Origin of the sequence: Dysgonomonas sp. GY75 (assembly GCF_015234155.1) — a bacterium.
GTDB lineage: Bacteria > Bacteroidota > Bacteroidia > Bacteroidales > Dysgonomonadaceae > Dysgonomonas > Dysgonomonas gadei.
In genome coordinates, this window is sequence record NZ_JADCLQ010000036.1 from 495,022 (window position 1) to 520,901 (window position 25,880).

At 42.0% G+C, this 25,880-nt stretch carries 13 protein-coding genes; all 13 read left to right on the forward strand.

Annotation, left to right across the window (positions count from 1 at the left end):
- The first annotated feature begins 5 nt into the window (after window positions 1-5).
- A complete protein-coding gene (locus IR083_RS14300) occupies window positions 6-1,688 on the forward strand; it encodes a RagB/SusD family nutrient uptake outer membrane protein (RefSeq protein WP_194224831.1) in 1,683 nt (560 codons plus the stop codon).
- A gap of 14 nt (window positions 1,689-1,702) precedes the next feature.
- Window positions 1,703-4,105, forward strand: coding sequence for a glycoside hydrolase family 2 protein (locus IR083_RS14305; protein ID WP_410492878.1), 2,403 nt, complete (start codon window positions 1,703-1,705; stop codon window positions 4,103-4,105).
- A 4-nt stretch (window positions 4,106-4,109) separates the two neighbouring features.
- Window positions 4,110-5,081, forward strand: coding sequence for an ROK family protein (locus IR083_RS14310; RefSeq protein ID WP_194224832.1), 972 nt, complete (start codon window positions 4,110-4,112; stop codon window positions 5,079-5,081).
- Between the two features lie 10 nt (window positions 5,082-5,091).
- Window positions 5,092-5,670 (forward strand): SIS domain-containing protein, encoded by a 579-nt coding sequence (locus IR083_RS14315; protein WP_006800035.1) that lies wholly within the window; start codon window positions 5,092-5,094, stop codon window positions 5,668-5,670.
- Between the two features lie 23 nt (window positions 5,671-5,693).
- The gene (locus IR083_RS14320) at window positions 5,694-7,274 is read left to right on the forward strand and encodes a cellulase family glycosylhydrolase (protein ID WP_194224833.1); all 1,581 of its coding nucleotides are present in this window, start codon (window positions 5,694-5,696) and stop codon (window positions 7,272-7,274) included.
- Between the two features lie 22 nt (window positions 7,275-7,296).
- Entirely contained in the window at window positions 7,297-8,982 is a 1,686-nt protein-coding gene (locus IR083_RS14325; protein ID WP_194224834.1) for a hypothetical protein, read from the forward strand.
- A 73-nt stretch (window positions 8,983-9,055) separates the two neighbouring features.
- On the forward strand, window positions 9,056-10,216 hold the full coding sequence (locus IR083_RS14330; protein WP_410492880.1) for an MFS transporter: 1,161 nt from the start codon (window positions 9,056-9,058) through the stop codon (window positions 10,214-10,216).
- A gap of 55 nt (window positions 10,217-10,271) precedes the next feature.
- Window positions 10,272-12,347: a glycoside hydrolase family 36 protein gene (locus IR083_RS14335; RefSeq protein WP_194224835.1), complete on the forward strand. Its 2,076-nt coding sequence runs from the start codon at window positions 10,272-10,274 to the stop codon at window positions 12,345-12,347.
- A 469-nt stretch (window positions 12,348-12,816) separates the two neighbouring features.
- The gene (locus tag IR083_RS14340) at window positions 12,817-14,907 is read left to right on the forward strand and encodes an alpha-galactosidase (protein WP_194224836.1); all 2,091 of its coding nucleotides are present in this window, start codon (window positions 12,817-12,819) and stop codon (window positions 14,905-14,907) included.
- A 92-nt stretch (window positions 14,908-14,999) separates the two neighbouring features.
- A complete protein-coding gene (locus tag IR083_RS14345; protein ID WP_199343236.1) occupies window positions 15,000-16,091 on the forward strand; it encodes an endonuclease/exonuclease/phosphatase family protein in 1,092 nt (363 codons plus the stop codon).
- 927 nt (window positions 16,092-17,018) lie between these two features.
- The gene (locus tag IR083_RS14350; RefSeq protein ID WP_194224837.1) at window positions 17,019-19,526 is read left to right on the forward strand and encodes a kelch repeat-containing protein; all 2,508 of its coding nucleotides are present in this window, start codon (window positions 17,019-17,021) and stop codon (window positions 19,524-19,526) included.
- 1,086 nt (window positions 19,527-20,612) lie between these two features.
- Window positions 20,613-23,795, forward strand: a complete 3,183-nt coding sequence (locus tag IR083_RS14355) for a SusC/RagA family TonB-linked outer membrane protein (RefSeq protein WP_242052425.1) — start codon at window positions 20,613-20,615, stop codon at window positions 23,793-23,795.
- Window positions 23,796-23,816: 21 nt separating this feature from the next.
- Window positions 23,817-25,862 (forward strand): RagB/SusD family nutrient uptake outer membrane protein, encoded by a 2,046-nt coding sequence (locus tag IR083_RS14360; RefSeq protein WP_194224839.1) that lies wholly within the window; start codon window positions 23,817-23,819, stop codon window positions 25,860-25,862.
- Window positions 25,863-25,880: the final 18 nt, after the last annotated feature.

Consider the following 25,880-nt stretch of genomic DNA (forward strand, 5'->3'; position numbering starts at 1 on the left):
GCAAAATGAAAAAGATAATCATAATATTAATTTCTGTCTTTATAGTTAGCTGTTCCGATTTCCTGGACACAGATCAATTAACACAAAAAGACTCATCCAACTATCCCCAGACTCCGGACGAAGCATATACCGCGCTGATGGGCGTCTACAATGCTTTCGGGTCCCGTGTGGGGGGTGGTGAAACCGAACATTCCTTCATCGTTCTAAACCTCATGGCTGACGATATGCTGGGTGGAGGAGGAAAAGACGACCTTACGGCTCATGCTATCGACCTTTTCAAATTGACATCGAGAACAATGTATACCGACCTCTGGGAATGCACATGGCGTTCGGTTTACAGGGCAAATTTACTGCTCGGTTCTCTGGACAATATAGAATGGCCAACCCCCGAATCCAGGAACAAGATAGAGGGTCAGGTACTCTTCTTACGCGCTTTCACCTACTTCCGTCTGTGTTCCATGTTCGGGCCGGTACAATTAGTAACAAGCCCCGAGCCGGTAAACTTTCCACGGGCATCGGCCGAAGATATATATGCGCAGATGGGAGCTGATTTGAAACGTGCAATCGAAATATTACCTGCCACTAAATTTCAGGATATACCCAAAACCGAAAATGGATTAGCCACACGCTGGGCCGCTCAGGCTCTGATGGCCCGTGTCTTCTTGTTCTATACCAACTACTATAAACAACCCCGGATGGGAGATATTACAAAAGATCAGGTAATAGGCTGGGTGGATGATTGTATTGCCAACAGTGGGCATGACCTGCTTCCCGACTTTAGAAACTTATGGCCATATTCGATAGTAATGTCCGGCAAAACAAGATCCGATTACAAATATGCGGCGGACAATAACCTGAAATGGATAGGCGAGAACGGAGACAATTATGAAACTATTTTTGCTATCAAATGCTCAACCGCAGCTCAGGGCAATAATTACGACCGCCGGAACACTGTAAACCTGCACTTCGGGTTCAGGGGAAACCAAGACTTGTTGCCTTTTGGCTCAGGTTGGGGTAAAGGGCCTGTCAACAGCAAATTCTACAATGAATGGCCTAATGGCGATGTGCGGAAAAGAGGCTCGGTACTAGATGTTTCGGACGCAACACACGAAGGCGAAGGCTCCACCACCAAGTACAAATGGGGGCAAGCCTATCAATGGAATGAAACGGGCTATTGGTCAAAAAAATATATGCCGGTCAATGTATACGACGATAAAGGAAATATCGTATCCTACAGTTCTATCCTGTGGAATATGCCAAACGACCCGCAGTTCAACAGCACTCAGGATATTGTACTGATCCGTTTTGCCGACCTCCTGTTAATGGGCGCGGAACTTGGTGGTCCCAAAGCGCAGAGATATATGGACCGTGTGCGTGGGCGTGTAGACCTGCCAACTGTTCCGGCAACATTGGAAAATATCAAAAACGAACGTAAATACGAACTTGCATTCGAAGGCATACGCTGGCTCGATATATTACGATGGGGAGACGCGGAAACCATTGTTAACGATATGAATGGTATAACCTTGAAAAATAATAGCCAGAATGCCACATATAAAATAAAATTCCGTCCGGAAACAGGAGGATTCCTGCCTATTCCGGAAGCCGAAATAACATTGTCGAATGGAGTCTTGACTCAAACACCGGGGTGGAACAGCAACGATGCCATGCTACAGCCGGGTGAATAAGAAAAAGAATAATTATGACTATAATTAAATACATATTATTAACCCTATTAACCGCAATCCTATATATGGGGAATATGGCAGCCTCACCAGGCAATATTCCTTTGAATGGAAGATGGCAGCTTTCGTACTGGAAACAGCCGGCTGAAGCAATTGTTACCCCGCAAGCTATCAATGATATGCAGGTGGAAACAATAGAAGCGACTGTTCCGGGAAATGTAGAGCTGGACCTGATGGTTGCCGGATTAATTCCCGACCCGATGACAGGAAGTAATGTGAACGCCCTGCGAAAATATGAAAATTATCAGTGGTGTTACACAAAAACATTCGAGGCGCCATCGATACAAAATGGTCAACGGCTCGAACTGTTCTTCGGAGGAATAGACTGCCTGGCCGATATATGGCTGAACGGGGAGAAAGTGGGAGAAGCCGCAAATATGCTGATCGAACACAAATTCGATATAACCGACCATCTGAAAAGCGGAGAAAACACCCTGCAGGTTATAATCAGGTCGGCGGTTATGGAAGCCCAGAAACATACACTAGGCACATTCAGCATCGGCAATTTTCCTGCCGAGGAGGCTGTTTATATCCGGAAGGCTCCGCACATGTACGGATGGGATATTATGCCCCGTCTGGTCAGTGCCGGATTGTGGCGCGATGTTGAGCTTCGGGTACTGAATCCTACCCGCCTGAAAGATGTGAACTGGATGACCATCAGCATAGATACGACAGCGCACACTGCACGTATTTTCACTGATGTGCAACTAATCATGCCTTTCGACAAATTCGACAAAGTCAAAGTTCAATTCACTCTCCGCCGTAAAGGGAAAGTCGTATATCAAAATTCGCAGCCAGTAAGTACTCCGGCTTTCCGCCATATATTCGAACTGGATAATGTCGATTTCTGGTGGCCGAGAGGTTATGGCGAAGCAGCCCTCTACGATGCCAGTGTACAGTTAATAGATTCGGATGGTAAAGAGTTGGATACTAATAATTGCAAAATCGGAATCCGCACCGTAAAACTGGACATGGATGACATCAATCTTCCCGGTAAACCCGGACAATTCCGTTTCATAGTGAATAATGAACCGATATTCATTCACGGAACCAACTGGGTACCGATGGACGCGTTGCATAGCAGGGACAAATCACATTTGAATACCATGATCAATATGGCTGTGGATATCAATTGCAATATGATCCGCTGTTGGGGAGGCAATGTTTACGAAGATACCGCCTTCTTTAACCTTTGCGATGAAAACGGAATTCTCGTGTGGCAGGATTTTGGGATGGGTTGTACATTCTATCCGCAACGGGACGATTTCGCTAAAATGATCGAGCAGGAAGTTACTTCTGTCGTACTCAAATTCCGCAATCACGCATCTCTGATTCTTTGGTCAGGCAACAACGAAAATGACCTTGCGATGCGCTGGACACTGCAACCACTGAATATCAATCCGAATAAGGATGTCATAACCCGTAAAGTTATCGCCCGCGTTCTCTACGAATTTGACCCGACACGCCCCTACCTGCCAAGTTCTCCCTATTATAGCGAAGCTGTATGGGAACACGGAGGAGGTGACGAACTCTTGCCGGAAAACCATCTATGGGGGCCACGAGGTTATTATAAAGAGCCGTATTACACGAAGGCCAACTGTCGCTTCGTCAGCGAAATAGGGTATCATGGATGTCCTAACGTAGAAAGCCTGAATAAAATGATGACCAAAGATGCTGTGTATCCCTGGACTAAAGATAAAGAATGGAATGACGAATGGGTTACAAAATCGACACGCCGCTTTCCATCCCAGGGAAAAACTTTCGACCGTAACAATTTAATGCTCAACCAGGTGAACCTGCTTTTTGGCGAAGTACCGACCAGGCTCGAAGATTTCGCTTTCGCATCACAGGCCGTACAGGCCGAAGTCATGAAATTTTTTGTAGAGCTGTGGCGCGGGCAAAAGTTCAGCCCCAAAACCGGGATAATCTGGTGGAATCTGCGTGACGGATGGCCAATAATTTCGGATGCCATTGTAGATTACTACAATTCGAAAAAAATGGCGTACTATTTCATCAAAAACGCACAGACAGACCTTTGTGTACTCATAAACGACCCTGTCGATAACGCTTATCCCCTGATTGTTACCAATGATACCCGCAACGCTCAAAAAGGGCAGGTAGTAGTAATTGACGTCGCATCGAACAAAGAAGTATATAAGGGAGACTTCGAGGTATCGGCAAATAGTATGAACAAAATAGCTTCATTGCCTCAGCAAAAAGGACAAGGAATACTTCTCATCAAATATAAAGTGGGGCAGAAAGAATTCAGCAATCATTATTTATACGGAGAAGCTCCTTTCAATTTGCAAGAATATAAAAAGTTATTAAAAAAGACAGGATTGTACCCTAGCATTAAGTAGTTATATGGAAGATAATTTATTAGGAATTGATATAGGAGGCACTAAATGTGCTATCGTCTACGGAAAAAGAATAGGTTCTGATTTACAGATAGTAGATAAAATAAGAATAGAAACTACTGTAGTTACAGAGACTATCAGCAATATAATAAGCGAAGCAAAAAAAATGATGGCACGCTATAATCTCACCGCCGATACAGTCCGCGCCATAGGTATTAGCTGCGGCGGACCACTCGACAGCAAATCCGGGATGGTTATGTCTCCGCCCAACCTGCCGGGATGGGATAACATACCTATCGTGAAAATCATAGAAGATCAGCTTGGCATAAAAGCCGGATTACAAAACGACGCCAATGCATGTGCATTAGCCGAATGGAAGTTTGGAGCCGGCAAAGGAACAGAAAACATGATCTTTCTTACATGCGGGACAGGACTTGGAGCGGGAATCATTCTTAATGGCTCTTTATATTCGGGGACAAACGACAACGCAGGAGAAGTAGGGCATATCCGTTTGACGGAAAACGGGCCTATAGGATATGGCAAAGAAGGCTCGCTTGAAGGATATGCCAGCGGAGGAGGAATTGCTCAATTGGCCCGTAGCATAGCGGAAGATGAAATGAACCGGGGAGGCCATGTTTCATGGTGCCCGTCCCGTGAAGATTTAGATATGATAACTGCCAAGCTGGTTGCCGAAGCCGCCGACGCAGGCGACAAACTCGCCCTGAAAGTGTATGGAACATCTGCGTCTTATTTGGGAAAAGGGCTGGCCATTTTAATAGACATTCTAAATCCCGAGCTTATTGCCATCGGCAGCATATATGCCCGCAACAAGGATATGATGGAGCCTTACGCATTGGAACAAATATCAAAGGAAGCGCTGGAAGGTGCAAGAGTAGTTTGTAAGATAGTTCCGTCTGCCCTTGGGGAAAATATCGGAGATTATGCAGCCCTTTCCATAGCTGCCAATTTAATCGATTAAAAACAATTTTATGAAAGATTTGATAATAGAAAGCTCTGAAGCTATACTGAAAGAAGCTGATATATTCTGGAACAATCCCGGAACAATAGATACAATCGAACGGGCTGCCGCACTATTGTCCGAAGCGTTGGCGAACGGAAATAAGATAATCAGTTGCGGAAACGGAGGGTCGCTATGCGATGCCATGCATTTCGCAGAAGAACTGACCGGACGCTACCGCAAAAACAGAACATCCCTGCCTGCCATTGCAATAAATGATCCTGCATACATAACATGTGTAGGGAATGATTTTTCGTTTGATGAAATATATTCCCGCTATGTGGAAGGAGTCGGGAACGAAGGAGATGTGTTATTGGCCATCAGTACCAGTGGTAACTCGGGTAATATCGTAAAAGCCGCAGAAAGCGCCCGGTTGAAAAAGATGAAAGTTTTGGTTCTGACCTCTACCGGCAATAATCGTCTTTCTTCTTTGGGAGATGTTGTGGTGGCTGCGCCGAAGGCCGATTATTCCGACCGGGTACAGGAGATACATATTCAGGTAATACATATTTTGATTCAAGCGATAGAAAAACAACTGGGTTTTGAATAACTGAATTTATAAAAAGATAATCAATGAAAACACTGAAATATTTTAAACAGACCTTCCTTATAGGTTTGACTTTAAGCATGGTAACCATTTCAAGTGCCTGCTCGAATATAGATGAAGGTTATAATAGTATTCCATCCAATTTTTATCCGGTGGAAGTGAAAGAATCGACAGGAGTAAAACTGGTAGGAATGGGAGTCGAACTGGATCCGCATTTCTTCTCTCAGAACTTAACCCGTCCACAGGACGGATCAAAAGCTGAGGATTGGAATATAGTGAAAGAACGAGTAAAGAAAATGGGTATCCAGAACTTCCGCGTAATGGTACAGCCTCATTGGTGGGAGCCGCTGAACGACAACGATGATCCCAATGTTGCGGATATGAGTAAATTCACATTCGACTCTCAGGAGATGCAGTCATTGTATAAAGTACTGGAACTGGCACAGGAGAACGATGGAGAAGTAACACTTGTCTTATGGGGTTGCCCTGTGAACATGGACCTGATAGCAGGGACACCGACCGGAAAGCATTTTCTTTGCGACAGCAGGCCGAATGCGCCTTGGGTCTGCGGAACCGACAAATATGAAGAATTTGCAGAAAACTTTTCGGTATTGGTCAAATACCTGATCGAAACGAAAGGTTTTACATGTGTGAAAGCGATAACTCCCTTCAACGAACCGGACAGCCATACAGCCAATTACGGGAGAACAATGTGGCAAGGAGAGCCGGACAGCCATCCTGACCAATACGCTCCTATGGCAAAGGCTTTGGATGCAAAATTTAAGGCTATGGGTGTTCGGGACAAAGTCCGGTTCAATCTGTCGGATAATACGGACGGCAGTCCGAATTATCTAAAATCATGTGGTGAAACTCTACAGGCAGAAGCAGATTTGTTTAATACCCATACTTATATATTCGGATACACAACGCCGAATGCAGACATCGTTAACTGGGAAAAAAACAATGTAGCCATGTCGAACGGAAAAAAACACTTTATCGGCGAGTTCGGCTCCAATCAGACTTCGGGCTCTTCCCGTCAATTGGATATTGATAAATACGAACGGGGAGTATTGTTGACCCGTATTGCGGTCAACCTGCTTAACGGAAGCGCAGCAGGCGTAAGCTACTGGTCGCTGATAGATCAATATTACAGCAGAAATGGCAGTTACTCGGAAATGCAGCAGCTCGGCCTGTGGAAATATGTAAAAAAAGCTTATGAACCCGACCCGGAAATTTATAACGCTATAAAAGAAGACTATGAGGTCAGACCGCATTATTATGCATATGGCATGTTGACCCGCTTTATCAAAAAGAACGCGGAAGTGTTCCCGTTGGATCTGAATGAAGACCTTGTTGCCGGAACGGCCATTCTGAACGAGAATAATAAATGGGTGTATATTTTTGCCAATGGTTCGGAACACAATAAGCCGGTAGAAATTATAAACAGTAAATCTCAGGCAAATGGAGAATACGCTGCATACAAATACATTGAAGGAAGTCTTCCTGCCGGGGATGATCTCATCCAATCTTCGGAAACTATCAATATTAAAGACAGGGCTTCATTCAGCATTCCGCGCTCCAGTGTATTAATATTAGTTCAAAAATAAACAATAATTAAAACCGAATAAGATGCATAAGTTTAGATTATTAATATTATTGGTTTCGCTAACTTGTTTTTGGAGTTGCGATGATGTAACCGAATATGATTTATCGTTCGGTATATCCGGCGTTGTTATTCCCGAATATGAAGATGGTATTCAAGGCACGGAAGTGACAATCGAAGGACGTGGTTTTCAGTCCGGTGACCGCCTGCATTTGCGTCCGTTACTCAAACCGCTTGATAATTCTTTCGACATAGATGTGGAAATAAAAGAAGTGACATCTTCCCATCTGAAGTTCTTATTCCCTCTCAATGCACAGGAAAGCGGATATTCATTAGTGCTCATCAGAGGAGATAAAGAGATATCGCTGGGTAGCATGCAGCAATGGTTGCCTAAAGGATGGGTAGCGGATGTAAATCTGCGAAATTCTTTGAAAGTAATAGGGCCGCAGCTTTTCGACGCTCAGGACAGTCTAAAACTTTCCGTAGCGGCTGACTTCGAATTCGAAGGTGGAACACTGAATGTTTCGGGTAAAGGAATTACCAACTTAAGCGGTTTGGAAAACTTCCCTAAACTGAAAACACTCTGGGCTACCGACAATAACCTTGGTAATATCGAATTAATTGGAATGAATGGTATTGTCAGCATCTTTGCATGGAGCAGCAATATTACCAGCATGAATATACAGTCTAAAACATTACAGACATTATACATGGGTAACAATCCCCTTACGGAGCTTGACCTGAGTAAATGCCCGGCATTGCTTAGTATTGTATTGGACAATATCAAGTTCCGCAAATTGGATATCAGCAACTGTATGTGCTTTGGCTCGTTCGACAATTTCAAGTTTGACTTCGATACCAGTCAGGAATGTCAATTACTGGTGAGCAACATCTGGTTCTGGCACATGGATATGTTCAACAGGTCTACATCTGTAAGAACTGCCGGCTTGTCGGGAGTGAAGGTAACAACAGTAGGCCTTGACCGGGAAGTTGTATTCGACAAAATCAATTGGGGGAATACAGGTACGGCAGCAATGCCTGACGCCAATCTGCGTACTATAATGAAAGGTTATTGTCCTCAGGCTTTCAGTGGGAATGATATTATAATCAGTGAAGCCAGAAATGCCAAATTGCCTACAAATCTGGCTAACAAGCTGGATATATCGAACAAAAATATAGCATCGCTGGACGGTTTGAAATATTTTGACGACGTATGGCACCTGGTATGTGACAACAACAATATAAGCGAGATAGACATGGCCGGATGGTTCAACCTGACAACCATATCGGCGAAAAATGCAGGACTGACTTCGTTTGTAACGAAAGACCAGCCGTGGCTGAGAGATATAGACCTAAGCAACAATACTGCATTGACACATATAGATATGCGTGGTATTTCATTGCTTAGCAACTATGATATCCGGTTCATAGCCACAGGATGCCCGATAGAGTATCTCGATATACGCAATGGATATGCCTGGTCTACATGGGCACAGAGTGGCGATAAACTGGCTTTCGATTTTACAACGAATACGTCCAAATCGCGCATACTGAAAGTAGAAACCGCCGACAACGGAGGTTGGAGCAGTACATGGAACTCAGGAGTAAACCCTGTACAGAAAGCAATCGAAGCCGGCGTGCGTGTCGAATACTATAACTGGACAAATGCAGCTACGGGCAACTATGGAGAGCTTTTAAAAACGGTCAACTAAAAGTATAATCAAAACATTCCAAGCTATCCCGGAATTAGTCCGGGATAGCTTTAATCAAACGAATTTGTAAAGGATGAAAAATAATACTTCCGCCATAAGAATTCTATCCGTGATGTTCGGTTTTTTCATTATGGGATTTGTAGATATCATCGGGATTTCTACAAATTACGTAAAGAATGACTTCAGTCATCTCACCGATTCCATGGTGAACCTTATATCACTATCCTGTTTTTTCTGGTTTCTGATCTTATCTATCCCTACCGGGATGCTGATGAACAAGATAGGCCGAAAAAAAACAGTGCTGATAAGTTTTGCATTTCATGTACTGGCTATGTGCCTGCCACTGGCCGCTTACGATTTTACTACTGTACTTATTATGTTCGGGCTGATCGGAATCGGCAACACATTGCTACAGGTATCGCTCAACCCTCTTGTAGCCGATGTTGTAAACTCCGATAAGCTGACCGGCACCCTTACTCTGGGGCAGTTTGTGAAAGCGGTAAGTTCCTTTATCGGCCCTATTCTGGCAGCATCGGTAGTAGGTTCCACTCTGGGATGGAGAATGATATTCCCTATATACGCCGGGCTATCTCTCGTTGCTTTCATATGGCTGTGCTTCACCCCGATAGAAGACAAGCGAAGTGAAAAATCAAATATTTCGATAAAAAACACACTCGAGTTGTTCAAGGACAAATATATCGTAGCCTTTTTTATCGGGATACTCGTACTGGTCGGTGTCGATGTAGGAATGAATATGACTTTCCCTAAGCTGTTGATGGAAAAAGCCGGGCTTTCGGTCGAAGACGCAGGTATGGGCAATAGCGTATATTTTCTTTCCCGTACAGTGGGCGCTTTCTTAGGCGGGATATTGCTGATGAAAAGTTCCGAATCGAAGTTCTTTATCTACAGTGTGTGGATAGCATTAGCAGGATTAATCCTTCTATGCATCAACGCCAACCTGTGGGTAACGCTGGCCTGTGTCGCGGTTTTCGGTCTGGGCTACGCCAACCTGTTCTCGATCATATTCTCGCTGGCATTGAAGCGCATTCCCGAAAAGGCAAATGAAATATCGGCCCTGCTGATTGTAGGAGTCTCGGGGGGAGCTATCCTGCCTCCTGTACTAGGCGTTGTCACAGACGCGTTCAAAACTCAGGTATCGGCGATCATTCTCATAGCTGCCATATGGTGCTATATGTTGTGGCTGATCAGCATCGTCAGAAAAACCAGTAAATAGAAAAATTGGAATCAATAAAAAACATTACAAATCTGTTGTACAAAATAAACGTTTCATGATAAAAAATATTTGCAGTAAAACAATCATTATATTCCTCATTTTTATCTGCGCAACAATCAGTTCGAGAGGACAAACTACGGCTAAGATAACAAAAGCTCCCGTCAATGTGGAGAATCTGGTATCAGCTCTGTTTGCCAAAGGGAAGACTCCTCCTTTCTCCTTCGTATACGGCGGAATCTCATCGAAAGAGTTTATCCGCAAATGGAAGCACTCCATAGAGAAACAACCCGGCAATGAACCGGGGGTTGTCCGGTATCTGGCGACTTATACAGAATCGGAAACCGGATTGAAGATTGAATGTGAGATTAAAGGATATCCGGCCTTCAAGGCGCTGGAATGGACAATCCATTTCACAAATATGGGTGCCGCCAATTCAAAAAACCTCAAACAGGTGAAAGCCATAGATATGGAGATGGAATATCCCGCCGGAGGGGATTTCAACCTGCATTACGCAGATGGAAACCATATATCCAAATATGACTTCCATCCCCGTACGCTGACGCTAAAACCCGGTGATAGCAAATCGATGGAGCCGATCAACGGCCGTTCATCCGAAGGAGATTATCTGCCTATATTCAATATAGAGTCGGCCTCCTCGCAGGGCGTATTTGTGGGTATAGGATGGAGCGGTAGCTGGTATGCAGATATCCGCTGCGAAAAAGAAAAAAGAATATCCATAGAATCGGGGATGAAAACAATGGACCTCTATTTGTATGGAAAAGAAAGCATACGCACACCAAGCATTACACTCATGTATTGGAACAGCGACGACAGGATGGACGGGCACAATCAGTTTCGCCGTTTTGTGTTGAGTCACAAGACACACAAGATAGATGGAAAGAATGCCCCCTACCCTCTGGCTACAGGATTCAACTACAAAGACCCTGCCCCTTATACCGAATATTCAGGTCTGACCGAAGAATACGCGACAGCCATGATGAAGCGTTATAAACAATTCAATATAATGCCCGAAGTATTCTGGCTCGACGCCGGATGGAATACCGGAGCCGCGGATTGGGAACACGGAAAAAGCTGGGCTAACACAGTAGGTAACTGGACAGTAGATAGCACACGCTTTCCTAAAGGCTTAAAGCCTATTTCGGAAGAAGCTCATAAGTTAGGCGCAAAATTCATGGTATGGTTCGAACCTGAACGTGTGATTAGGGGTACGCAATGGGCAGTGGAGCATCCCGAATGGATGCTGGATATCCCCGGACACAATGATGATACTTACCTGATGTTTGACTTAGGCAACGCCGAAGCCTGCGACTGGCTATGCAGATATATCGGCGATATGATAGAAGAGAACGGGGTGGATCATTACCGTCAGGATTTTAATATGCATCCCGATATTTATTGGGCGGCAAATGAGGAAGAAGGGCGAACCGGGATGAAAGAAATACGTCATATTGAAAATCTGTATAAATTCTGGGACTATCTGCTCAAGCGTTTCCCGAACCTGTTTATAGATAATTGTGCCAGTGGAGGAAAACGTATCGACATGGAGACTATTCCAAGAAGCGCGCCTCTGTGGCGAAGCGATTATTACCATTACGACGACCCCGATGGTTATCAATGTCATACTTACGGACTGAACTTTTTCCTTCCCCTACATGGAACGGGTATTTTACAAACCGACCCCTATGCATTCCGTTCGAGTATGAGCACCTGTCTGACCTGCAACTGGAAAATAACGGATAAGAGCTTTTCGATATATGAGATGCAAGCCCGCTTAAATGAGTTTCGGGATATCCGCCCCTATTATTACGAAGACTATTATCCGTTAACGGGAATAGAAGACACCACCCTCGATAATATCTGGCTGGCATATCAACTGAACCGTCCGTCAGATAACAGCGGCGTCATAGTCGCTTTTCGCCGCAAAGCCTCGGAAAGAAACAATATCACGGTGAAACTTTCCGGTATTAATCCAGATAAGAAGTATGAATTGACAGATTTGGATAAAAACGAATCAGTCATCATAGACGGGCATAAGCTTGCCAACGAATTTGTTTTGACATTGGATAAACCCAACCAATCGCTGTTGATAAAATATAAGTGTATAGAATAGGGAACTGCTAGAAAAGCGTGTAAGAAAGAGCAGAATACTTTATCTATATATAAAAGCGATCCTTGAAAAGATTATTTGTTGGCTGATAGCTAAAAAGCCGGAAAAAGTAACAAGAGGAAAGGTGTTACCTTTGTTACCTTTTTATTTTTAACCACGGAGTATAAGAAGTAACACGGAGTTTTTAAGTTGCGACATATAAGAAAGGGTTAACGGCTAAAAGCTGTTAGCTAATAGCAAAACAACTGTTACTTTTTAACTATATACAGTTAATGAATATAAAAATTACAAGATAGAAATAATGGAAAAACTGTCAGATGTGTCAGATTTTAACACTATCTAGTTAATAAACACAAATACGGTAATAAGTTATGAATTATGAGTCGGACTTTGTGGTTTTGCATCTTTACGTGAAAATATTGTCAACTGTTTACTGATATATTGAGTTGTAAATTGAAAAATAAAATATATAATGAAAAAAAACATAGTTTATCTGATTTTATTATTATTTGTCTCGTCTTTTGTCACAGGACAATCGACAACACAAATAACAGATAATAAGAATGATATAAATAAATGGATTTCCTCCAATTTCAGGAAAGGAGCCGCTCCGCCTTTCTCGTTTGTTTACGGAGGAAAACATTCCGGTACTTTCATAAAACATTGGAGTTACAGCGTAAAAACTATCAAGGAGAATGATCCGTCCATCATCAGACGTATTTATTCATACAGGGACCCTGCATCGGGACTCACGGTAGAATGCGAAGTAAAAGGCTTCACAGATTACAATGCGGTGGAATGGGTGCTTCGTTTTATAAACACAGGCAATAAAAACACCGCCGAAATATCATCGGTCAACGCCTCCGACGTCACATTTGCATACAAAGAGAACGGAGATTTCAAACTGCATTATGCCGACGGTAGCCATGTATCGAAAGAAGACTTTCATCAAAGGATCAAAGTCATGCAACCGAACGACAGTGTCTGCATGCAGCCATACGGAGGACGTTCCTCCCAGAACGCGTTCCCATTCTTCAACATACAGGCTCCCAAAGGACAGGGAGGCGTCTTAGCTGCTATCGGCTGGACAGGCACATGGTTTGCCAAAGTAAAGGCTGAGGCAGACAACAGGACAAACCTAAAAACGGGTATGGTAAACTTAAAAACATACCTTTATCCGAAAGAGGAAATCCGTACCCCGAAGGTATGCCTGTTATTCTGGTCCGGTAACAATCGTTTTGTAGGGCACAATGCCTTCCGGCGGCTTGTTCTCGAACATTATACATGGAAGCAGGATGGCAAGCCGACGGTTTATCCGGTATCGACCAGTTTCAATTACGGCGACCCCGCCCCGTGCAACGAATACACATGTATGACCGAAGATTATGCTATCGCCCTGATTAAACGCTATGCGCAATATAAACTGATCCCTGACATCTTTTGGCTGGATGCGGGATGGTATATCAAAGCTGCCGATGTTGCAGGTAAGAAAAACTGGGCTAATACTGTCGGGAACTGGACTATCGACCCCGAACGATTCCCGCGCGGATTCCGTCCCATCGCAGATGAAGTGCACAAACAAGGAGCAAAATTCATGGTGTGGTTCGAACCCGAACGTGTGATGAAAAATTCGGACTGGGCAAATCAACATCCTCTGTGGATGCTGGATGCGAAAGGCTCAGTAAAGCAGGAAGAATGGCAAAAGGATGGAGAGCATGACGCCGTTCTGTTCAATCTGGGAAATCCGGAGGCTTGTAAATGGCTGGGGAAATTTATAGGCGACTTTATGGAAACGAACGGAATCGATTATTACCGTCAGGACTTTAACATAGAACCGGCCGGTTTCTGGTACAACAATGATGAAGAAGGACGCCGTGGAATTTGCGAGATACGTTATATCGAAGGCCTTTACAAATTCTGGGAATACCTATTAAACAGATTTCCGAATACGATAATTGATAATTGTGCCAGCGGCGGGCGGCGGATCGACCTGGAAAGTATATCCAGAAGCGCCGCCCTATGGCGGACTGATTATAACTACGGTGAACCGACCGGATCGCAATGCCATACTTACGGACTCGAACTTTATTTGCCGTTGCATGGCACAGGCGTACAACAAGCCGACTCATATACCTTCCGCTCCAGTTTAGGCACATCTGTTATCTACAACTGGAAAGTGACAGAAGGAAGCTACAATGTAGTGGATATGCGCAACAAACAGGCCGAATTCAATGAAATACGTCCTTACTTTTATGAAGATTATTATCCGTTGAGCGGATCAGGCGACGTCGATATCACTGCCGGCACTATCTGGATGGTATACCAGTTGCACCGCCCATCGGACGACAGCGGATATATTGTAGGTTTTCGCAGACCAGACTCTCCTGACAAAACCTATATGATAAAGTTACAGGGGCTAAACGCAGATAAAAGCTATCAGCTGACGAATAAAGATACCGGTGCTGTCCTCATAAAAAAGGGCAGTGAACTATCCGAAGGGTTGGAGCTTTCTTTGGATCAACCGCGTTCGAGCCTTTTAATCAAGTTTGAAATTAAGCCTTAATATTTATTGCAAAAGATAGTATCAGGAATGGCTGTTTTTGATAATAACCGGGAATGGTACTATCTTTTTTTACTATTAAAAACAGCACAACCATGTCCAGAATATTTTCTCTAATATATAAGATAGTATTGACATTTTCTCTACTTATCCTCTTCTTATCCAATACTTACTGTTCAAAAACATCTAAGCCGGATCCAGATACAGATGATAAGGAAAACGTGACAGAACTCACCGTCTTGCAACTTAATATTTGGGTCGAGTGTACTAAAGTACCCAATGCTGTTCAGGCATTGACAGATCAAATCATAGGTTTGAAGCCTGATGTAGCCACATTTTGCGAACTATACAAAGGAGATGCCGACGACCCTGTAATGCCCAAACTGATATCTGAATTAAAAAAAAACAATATTCATTATTATAGTGCACGCATCGACGGACGGGCTATTATAAGCAAATATCCTATCATCGAGCAGCAACGGGTCAACAAGTGGCAATTCAAGGCTGTACTCAATGTGGATGGAAGGCGCGTCGCGGTTTATCCGGCACATTCCGAATACAGATACTACACGTGTTATTATCCGAGAGGTTATAACGACGGCAGTAAGAACTGGAACAAGCTGAAAGCGCCGATCACGGATGTGGATACAATACTGGAGGTCTGTAATCTATCGGGACGTATCGAGTCGGCTCAGGATTTTATAAATGATGCCAGGACTGAAATCTCGAAAGGGGCTCTGGTTATTTATGCCGGAGATTTCAATGAACCGTCCCATCTCGACTGGCAGGCCGGAACAGCGAATATGTTCGGTCACAACGGCTGCATCGTAAACTGGGGTGTCTCTTCTTTGTTGTACAGGAGCGGATTTAAGGACGCTTACCGGGAGATACATCCGGATGTAGTAAATTATCCGGGCTTCACATTCCCGGCCAACAATAAAGATGTTGAACCTGACGCGATAACATGGGTTCCCGATGCGGATGAACGGGAACGTATCGACTTCGTATATTATTATCCCGATAAGCATTTGGTAGTAAAGAAGGCGGAATTATTCGGCCCAAAAGGTTGTATTGTAAAAGGAAAAAGGGATAAAGAAGTGGCTAAAGATCCGATTATTTTACCGTTCAATAATCATTGGCCGAGCGATCATAAAGGTGTTCTTATTACTTTCGAAGTTAAAAAGTAAAGCTTTGGTAATCCGGCAAGAACAGGGGTCATTATCCCCTAAAATAAGAAAAGACTGTCATCCCGACAGCCAATCTTCATTGTTAACCTTAAATCTAATACCATGAAAAACACAGTACAAAGATAGAACAAAAATATGTTATAAAACATATTTATAGAAAGAATCAATGAAGAAAAGATAAAAACTATTGGAGATGCATACAAGAGCGTTATTCTTTATCCTGTTTTTATTATAACCTTCTGTTCGGGCATATAAGGAAGGTAGGACCTATTGAAAAGGACTAGTTATCCATTTATGGGGTGTAACGGGTAATGAATACATGCTTGCATAGCAGTTAACTATTTATAACAAAACACCTTACTCTTGATATATTAATTCCATGATATACTTATTTCCCTTAATACTTATTGGATTTTGTGATTAAGAGCCAGGATCAATGTTTATAACATAGAGCATTTCTACTGAATAGATTAGCGAAGAGCTTCATAAGACTTTAAGGCGGTTTATATAATACAAACAAAATATTTACATTCTTTAACTATATATTTTCTGTTAAGATTCTCCTTTGATTTAATTTTGATAAAACTTAAAATTTGCAGTTATGAATCACTATGCTATTCTGATTCAATATCATCCATAATATGATGGAGCCAGGATTTAATGATTTCGAAAAAAGACTAAGGAAAATTTATCTAATACTATATAAAAATCAAGAATCGGATGGGTGTGGGCAATAGCGCACTCTTGATAAATATTGACTTTTCTTTAAATAATTAACTCTGAAAATGGTATTCAAACAGCAAGAAAGAATATATTTGTTAAGTATTTAGACACCTTATATATAATATAGTGAAGTTTCCTTTAAGAAAAATCATCTTACTATACTGCCTGATACTACATATTATACCCTGTGTAATTGCACAGGATGTGGAATACGGGTTAAAATTCAGATCATACGAAGTAGAAAAAGAAAAACGTACAGGCCTGAATCTTACGCCTGACACACCACTATCCCTGCCAGAAAACTATCATTTTTCGTTTGATCTGAAAATAGATTCTGCTGCGCTATATCCATTTGGCTATGTATTCCGGATGATCAATAAAAACGGGCAACATATAGATTTCTTACTCAACGAAAAAAAGAATACAGGAGAACCTAAATTCTTAATGGCTCATTCATCCGGTGAGATTTTCAGTGAAGTATTTAAAGAGGCACGAATAAACTATAGCAAATGGATATTTGTTGATATTCACATAGATACTAAAACTAATACACTGACTGCCAGAATAGGAGATAAATCATACACACAACAGATAGAATCATTACATGAGTTTCGCCATGTTTCTATAGTATTTGGAAAGAATAACTATCAGGGATTTCAGGTGACCGACATCCCCGCTATCTCTCTGAAAAATATAAAGATCACAACTGAAAATAAGAAAACATTATATCAGTGGGTATTAAACAAATACACATCAAACGGAGTTTACGATGAAATAAAACATCATAAAGCTGTATGTGAGAACCCTGACTGGATCATAAATCAGCATATATTCTGGCAAATGCAGACTTCCTTTACTACCAAGCTGAGACCTATGATCAATTATAATCCTGATAATAATGAAATAGCTGTATATGACCAGACATATTTCTATAAGTATAATCTAAAATCCAATACGATAGACCGGAAAAAGGTAAATAATTCCGTACCGTATATCGTACAATCCAACAACCTTATATACAACCCCGTCATAAGAAAATATGTCAGCTATACTTTCGAATTGGAACAAGAAAAAGACGTCTTGCTATACGATACCCTTAAGAACCAATGGGACATAATACCGGATATAAAGTTGCCACCCGACTTTTGGCATCACAATCGTTTTATCTCCAACAAGGATAACTCCCTCTATCTTTTCGGCGGATACGGGCATCACAAATACAAGAATGACTTGCGAATATATGACTTCGAAACCCATACGTGGAAAAAAAATCAATTGGAAGGAGATAATCCTCAGCCCCGCTATCTGAGTGGCTTGGGTAAACTTGATGATGATCATTTCTTAATTTTCGGAGGATATGGTAACCAAACAGGGAATCAGGAATTATCACCTCAGTATTTTTACGACCTGTATGAAGTGGATGCACAAACTCTGCAATCGAAAAAACTATGGACGCTACAGCCTCCGGCGAATAACTTTGTAGTAGCAAATTCTATTGTAGTAGATATCGCCAACAGATCATTCTATGCATTAAGCCATCCGTTGCAGCAGTTTCATACAAAAATGACACTATTAAGATTTTCGATAGACAAACCCGAATATGAAGTACTTGGAGACAGCATTCCCGTTAATTTCGAAGATAATAAATCATATGCAGATTTGTATCTGGACAAACAAAAAAACAGACTGGTGGCAGTAACCTCGGGTCCTGGTAGCATCGGGGACACCCTCAATACCGTATCTATCTACACACTATCATTCCCACCTGAATCCAGAGAGGAGTTATATCAGGAAGATCGCGCCGAATCCGGTTACCGGCCGTTTATCATAGGTGCATTCCTGTTTGCTATTCTACTAATATGTATTGTAATATTTATCTATACTCATTATAACAGGGAAAAACAGGTATATGCAGAAAATAATGACCAACTGCAAGATTACAGCAATATTGCAGTAAAACCTATCAGTCCCCAGAAACGGAACAAGTCGATATCCCTATTCGGCGAATTTTGTGTTATCGACAAAGATGGAAATGATATCACAAAAGAGTTTTCTCCTATGCTCAAACAGCTGTTCACCCTTATTTTGCTGCATACATTCAAAGGTGGAAAGGGAATATCGTCTGTAAAACTAAAAGACACATTATGGTTTGACAAAACCGAAGAGAGTGCGAAAAATAATAGAGGTGTATCTCTTAACAAGCTGAGAATGATATTTGATCTGGTAGGACAAATAAACATAAAAAGTAATAACTCATACTGGACTGTCGAATTCGGAGACGATGTTTATTGTGATTATTCACAGGCACTCTATCTCATAGATAAACTATCTAAAAATAAAGAAACAGATACCAATGATATAGTAAAACTCTTGTCGATAGTCTCAGGTGAACTATTACCCAGCCTCCAAGTAGAGTGGGTAGACCCGTTCAAAGCTGATTTTTCGAATACACTTGTCGATCTTTTACTTGATATATCAAAAAAGACTGAAATAAGATTAAACCCCCAAATAGCTATCACTCTGGCTGATACCATTTTCATCCATGATTCACTAAATGAAGACGCACTTCGGCTAAAGTGTTCTCTTTTAGTAAAAATGGGAAGAAATAGGCTTGCCCAAAAAGCATATGCAGCATTTACCAAAGAATATAATATACTGTTTGGAACAGAGTTTGAATATTCTTTTGATCAGATTATCAACGGTAATAGTTAAAATCACACTACTTTACCTGCGAAACAATTCCCGCCTGTAACCAGCTCTGTAAAAGTTTTAGGGAATTTAAGCATTTCTTTCCCAATCCGGGTAGAGAGAAAGAGCTATATCCCACTCTTGTTTCTTAGAGGCCTGGAATATAAAATAAGAATAACAGATTTACGGTAGAACCCGGCATATTCCAGGGAAAACGCACGAAAATCGGGAATTTTAGCCATCGCCTTATTTATATTTATTAACCATATATCGTTAAAACCTGACACATCTGACAAAATTTTCAGTAAACAGTAATCAGTATTCTCATATAAAGACTAACCCATCACTATCTTTACGTTTATTAACTGTATTCAGTTAAAATCTGACACATCTGACAGTTTTTTTATGGTTTTTGTAGGGGCGAAAGATCTTTCGCCCGTTGGTCATCGCGGGCGGAATATCTTCCGCCCCTACAGCTTTCCAAAAGGTAACAAAAGTAACAGTCTTTTCAGTCATCAGTTAGCAGTCATCAGTTAACAGAAATATAGTTCTTCAACTTATTGCTTATTACTTAAAACTCATTACTCATTACTTGTTAAAAGGTAACACATATTTCAGCTTTTAGCTGATAGCTATCAGCCGTTAGCTTAGGCTATCGCACAAGAGACTTTAGGGTAAACATAAATACAGTTCTTTCAACTTTGTACTCATTACTTAAAACTCATTACTTGTTAAAAAGTAACAAACGTAACACCTTTTCATTCATTTGCTAATATGCTAATTTACAAATCGGCTAATCAATCTTTCAAAGATCTACAAGCCAACAGCTACCGGCTATCAGCTAAAAAAATGTATAGATAAACTTTCGGCATAAAAATACATATCTCATTTATTCTTGGCGTGTTCTTCTATAATCGGAAGTGCTTTCGAAAACATCTGTCTGACTGTTATATTTAAGATCAAACATCCCGATTGACTAAAAACTAAAGGAAAGTCAAAATTTCGCAATCTATTAACCAAATCATTAACCGTCTCATTAGGCCTAAACATGCACTTTTGCAATAAATAACTCTGCCCGGTTATATTTTATTAATCTTTAAATTCATGCCTATGAAAAATTATTTTTTAAAGAAAGGGAAGGAATACATCCCCTTTTATCAAAGAAAAGTTCACTTAAGGATGTTTGCGGTTTTACTGATATTTATCAGTTCTATCCATTTAGGATATACGCAAAATATCAAAACTATTACAGGTACGATAACAGATGAATCCAGCGAACCTATTATCGGCGCCAGTATAACCGTAGAAAACACTTCTGTGGGAACTGTTACCAATAGTGACGGAAACTTCAGCCTTAATGTCCCTGCCAACACACAAAGATTGAAAATATCGTATGTCGGATTCATTTCACAAACTATAGATATTACAAACAGAGTGAGTTTCAATATCGTGTTAAAAGAAGATCAGAAGATGCTGGACGAAATTGTAGTAGTAGGATACGGTACCCAGAAAAAGGCGACTCTGACAGGATCAGTAGCAGCTATCAACAGCGAGGAACTGATGGCAACAAAAAACTCGAATGTACAGAACATGTTAACAGGAAAAATAGCCGGGGTACGTGTGATTCAGAAAACATCGGAACCGGGAGAATTCAATAACCAGTTCGACATTCGTGGTTTCGGTAATCCGTTGGTAGTTGTGGATGGTGTACCCCGTGGAGATTTTTCCCGTATGGATCCGAATGATATAGAAAGTATCTCTGTCCTCAAAGATGCATCTGCGGCCGTATATGGCGTACGTGCGGCAAATGGTGTGGTTTTGATAACGACAAAGAAAGGGGAAAAAGGAACAGCCAAGATCGAATATTCGATGTATTATGGCATTCAAAACCCGATAGAAAAACTAAAGCCTGTAGGAGCCGTAAACCGTATGACACTGTTTAATGAGAGAAGCATGCGCAGCACTACCGACCCAAAACTTACATTCAGTCAGGACCAGATTAATGAATACCTTACCGGCCAAAAAGTAAGTACCGACTGGTATGACGAGGTAATGAAAAGCACAGCGACCCAACAGCAGCACAATGTATCTGTAAGTGGTGGTGGCGACAAGGTCGATTACTATGTAAACTTCGGTTATACCGAACAAGGCGGATTCTTCAAGAGTAATTCCCTGAACTATGACCGCTACAACCTGCGTTCGAACCTGAACGCCCAGATTATCAAAAACCTGAAAGCCTCTTTGAGACTAAACGGGATCATAGATCAAAGAGATCGCCCGCGTGCTTCTACATGGGAAATATACAAAACTCTATGGCGTTCGATCCCTTCAGAATCTGTATATGCCAACAATCGTGCCGGATATTATGACAAACCGAACGGAGATATACAGAATGTGGTAGCTATGGCAGATGCAGATGTATCGGGTTATGTGAACAATAAGAAAAGGCTCTTTCAGTCAACAATGGATCTGACTTATGATATCCCGTTCATTACAGGGTTGTCTGCCAAAGGCTTGTTCAGTTATGATACGACTATAGACGACAACACAGAATATACGAAAGAATATAATGAATATAATTATGACGAAGCCACAGGCATATACACAGCTGTGCCTAAAAATGTACCATCCAGATTATACCGTAGATACAACACCTCGTATAGCAGACTATGGCAGCTGTCATTAAACTATAACAGGTTGTTTGCACAAGCGCATAACGTTAGCGGATTGCTCTTATGGGAAGAGTCATACAATCAGGGCGACAATATATGGGCGCAGCGCGATCTTGAGATACCTATCCCATATCTGTTTGCAGGTAACTCTACAAACCAGATCGGAAATGGCGACGGCATAAGCGAATATGCTTCTACCGGTCTGGTCGGAAAATTCAACTATGATTATAAAGGTAAGTACCTCGCCGAATTTAGCTTTCGCTACGACGGTTCATCCAAGTTCCCAAAAGATTCCCGCTGGGGATTTTTCCCCAGTGCGTCAGTAGGCTGGCGCTTATCGGAAGAGGAGTTCATAAAAAGTGCTATTCCTTTTGCCGACAATCTGAAGGTCAGGGCTTCATACGGGAAAATGGGAGATGACAGCGCCGCCAAATATCAGTTCCTGAGCGGTTACAACTATCCGAATACAGATGGCAACACTCAGGATAATTATCCTAAAGGATATGTTTTTGGCGGAGACTTTATCAATGGATTAGGATTCCGCTCCGTAGCCAATCCATATATTACATGGTACACTGTAAAAACCCTGAATATCGGATTTGATGCAGATTTCCGGAAAGGTTTGTTCGGCTTTTCCATCGACTTGTTTCAGCGCAATCGTGACGGCTTGCTTGCCGACCGTCTGATATCTCTTCCCGGAACATTCGGTTCTACTATGCCCCAGGAAAATATCAACAGTGACAGGACAAAAGGATTTGAACTGGAACTCAGACACCGTAACAAGATAGGACAGGTAAACTACAATGTTACCGGCATAGCCTCTATAACAAGATCTATGAATCGCTATGTGGAATCGGCAACACGTGGCAACTCATACGATTACTGGAGGAATAACCTGGCTTATCGCTACAATGACATTTGGTTCGGAAAAGGTGACAACGGACGTTACACTTCTTATGATCAGATAGCAAACTCACCTATATTCACAGGCAATGGAACCCTTCCGGGCGACTATATATATGAAGACTGGAATGGTGACGGTATTATCGACGGTATGGACGAATATCCTATAGCCACTACCACCGATGCAAGTAAAGCAGACCTTCAGGACAAGCGCAATTACCCTCTGATGAACTTCAGTATGAATATTTCTGCAGACTACAAAGGCTTCGATCTGAATCTCATGTTCCAGGGGTCGGCCATGTCCTATGTCGCCTATGGTGAACAATTATCTATGCCTCTACTGTGGGAAGGCAATGCATTAGACATGATGATGGATCGTTGGCATCCGTCAGACCCGAATAAAGATCCATTCGACCCGAGTAACCAATGGGTAAGCGGCTACTACGCATATGGTGCTATCGGTTATGACACAAACTCAAGGTTTGCAATCCAGAACGGAGCTTATCTGCGTCTGAAAAGTGCCGAGATCGGCTATACCCTGCCTGCATCTCTGATCTCAAAAGTGGGAATCAAACGTATGCGTATATATACAAACGCATATAACCTGTTCACCATAACATCGGTAAAAGGTGTCGATCCTGAAAGACCTACAGAGCTATTCGGATATATGTATCCACTTAATAGAACTATTAATTTTGGAGCAAGCATTACTTTCTAGTTATTATAATAAGAAAACAATATGAAAAATTATAAATATATATTACTGGTCTTCTCCTTCCTGTTTATGGGAGCATGTCAAGACTTGGATATTCCTCCGACAAACATACTCACCGACGAGGATATATACAATGAAGCTGGGATAAAAGCATATATGGTGGGTTTATACAACCATTTGCCAATGGATGATTTTAATGTAAGCCAGGAAGGAGATAAAGGCGGTTATTATAACTGGAACAATATCGTATGGCCTATGCTCAGTACCGGAGAAACAGGCAATAGAAACAATACGGGTATATACATCCCCGAAAAAGGATATTGGAGCCAGGGATATCAGATTATCCGTCAGGCAAATACCCTCATCCAGAATCTGCCAGCCTACATCGGTCAACTGGATGGAGCCGAATCATGGATAGCAGAAGCTCGTTTTATACGTGCTTATGTGTACTTTCAGTTAACCAAACGTTATGGAGGTATACCTCTGATTGATAAACCTCAGCCATTACCTCAGGGCGAAAACAGCGAAAGTTCTCTGTGGGTGGCACGTAACAGCCATGAAGAAAGTTATGATTTTATCTTAGCCGATCTGGACTATGCTATCGAAAATATGACAGCAAAAAGTGCGGCAGGAAGAGCCAACAAATATGTAGCTGCCGCCCTGAAAAGCCGCGTTGCGAACTTTGCCGGTTCGATAGCCCGCTATGGACAAAAATACAATTATTCTGTAGAGGGTGTAATGTTATGCGGAATACCCGAAGCAAGAGCTAACGATTACTTCCAGCAAGCATGGGATGCATCTGTTATTGTAGAAAAAGGTGGATATAAACTGCTACAAGCAGAGGGTGGCCCTACCGAAGACAATTTTGCTAATATATGGCAAAAGGCTGACGATAGCCCCGAATCGATATTTATAAGACAATACGATTATATAAATTATCGTCACAGCTTCGACGCCGTATATTGTCCACCACGCATGACCACTACATATGGCGACCGCTACAATGTTACTTTAGACTGGGTGGAATTATTCGATGGATTACCTATAAATCCTGCTACAGGCAAAATAAGGACAACAGATGACGATAACAATTACATTGTATTCAATACTTCACGCGAACTATTCCAAAATGCCGAACCTCGCCTGAGGGCATCTATCCTTTTACCGGGAAATACATACAAAGGCATAGAGCTGGATATACGCAGGGGCATCATCAAAGAAACAGTAGACCCATCCGAAAAGATCCAGAAAATGAGTATAGATGATGGACAAAATACCCAATCGTACTCTACTACTGGCGGAAGTTTCTGGAAAGATAATATTCTGGAAACCACAGAGAATATTACACAACAAAAACCATACGAACTGGCAAATGGGGTAAAACTGAATAAAAATGGCATGGATGGCCCTGCAAACGGAGGCTCAAATAATACCATTACCGGTTTTCACGGAAGAAAATGGCTGAGTATGGATTTGACTGTAGGCGCCACCAAACTGCACGAATCACATCAGACCTGGATAGATATCCGCTATGCGGAAGTTTTGCTGAACCGGGCGGAAGCTGCCATAGAATTGTCACAGAACGGAGTAGCTACTTACGGAGGTAAAAATATGATAGATGATGCCTACGAATCTATAAATAAAATAAGGACAAGAGCCGGAGCAGACCTGCTGAGCAGTAGTGGTGAACTTTCTACTGCCCCTGCCTATGAAAAAGGCGCCGGTAAAGGGGGATTCGTTCAGGCTCCTAACCGTGCGTTACAGATACTCCGCGTGGAACGTTACAAAGAGCTTGCATTCGAACACAAGATATATTGGGATTTACGCCGCTGGTTCACATTCGATACTCAGATATATAACTATCGCAGGAGAATGCTGAATCCGTTCTTGTTCGCCAAAGGGGCAACTGTAAACGAAAACGGTAATCCGGAAGGTAAATATATATATGATGCACGTGTATCTGAAAGGGCCAATAATAATCTCACATTTGCTACCAAGTATTATTATGAAAAAATACCTGATGGGCAGATCAAAACGAATCCGCTATTGAAACAAAACAACCAATATTAATTGTAAAAATCAGACAGA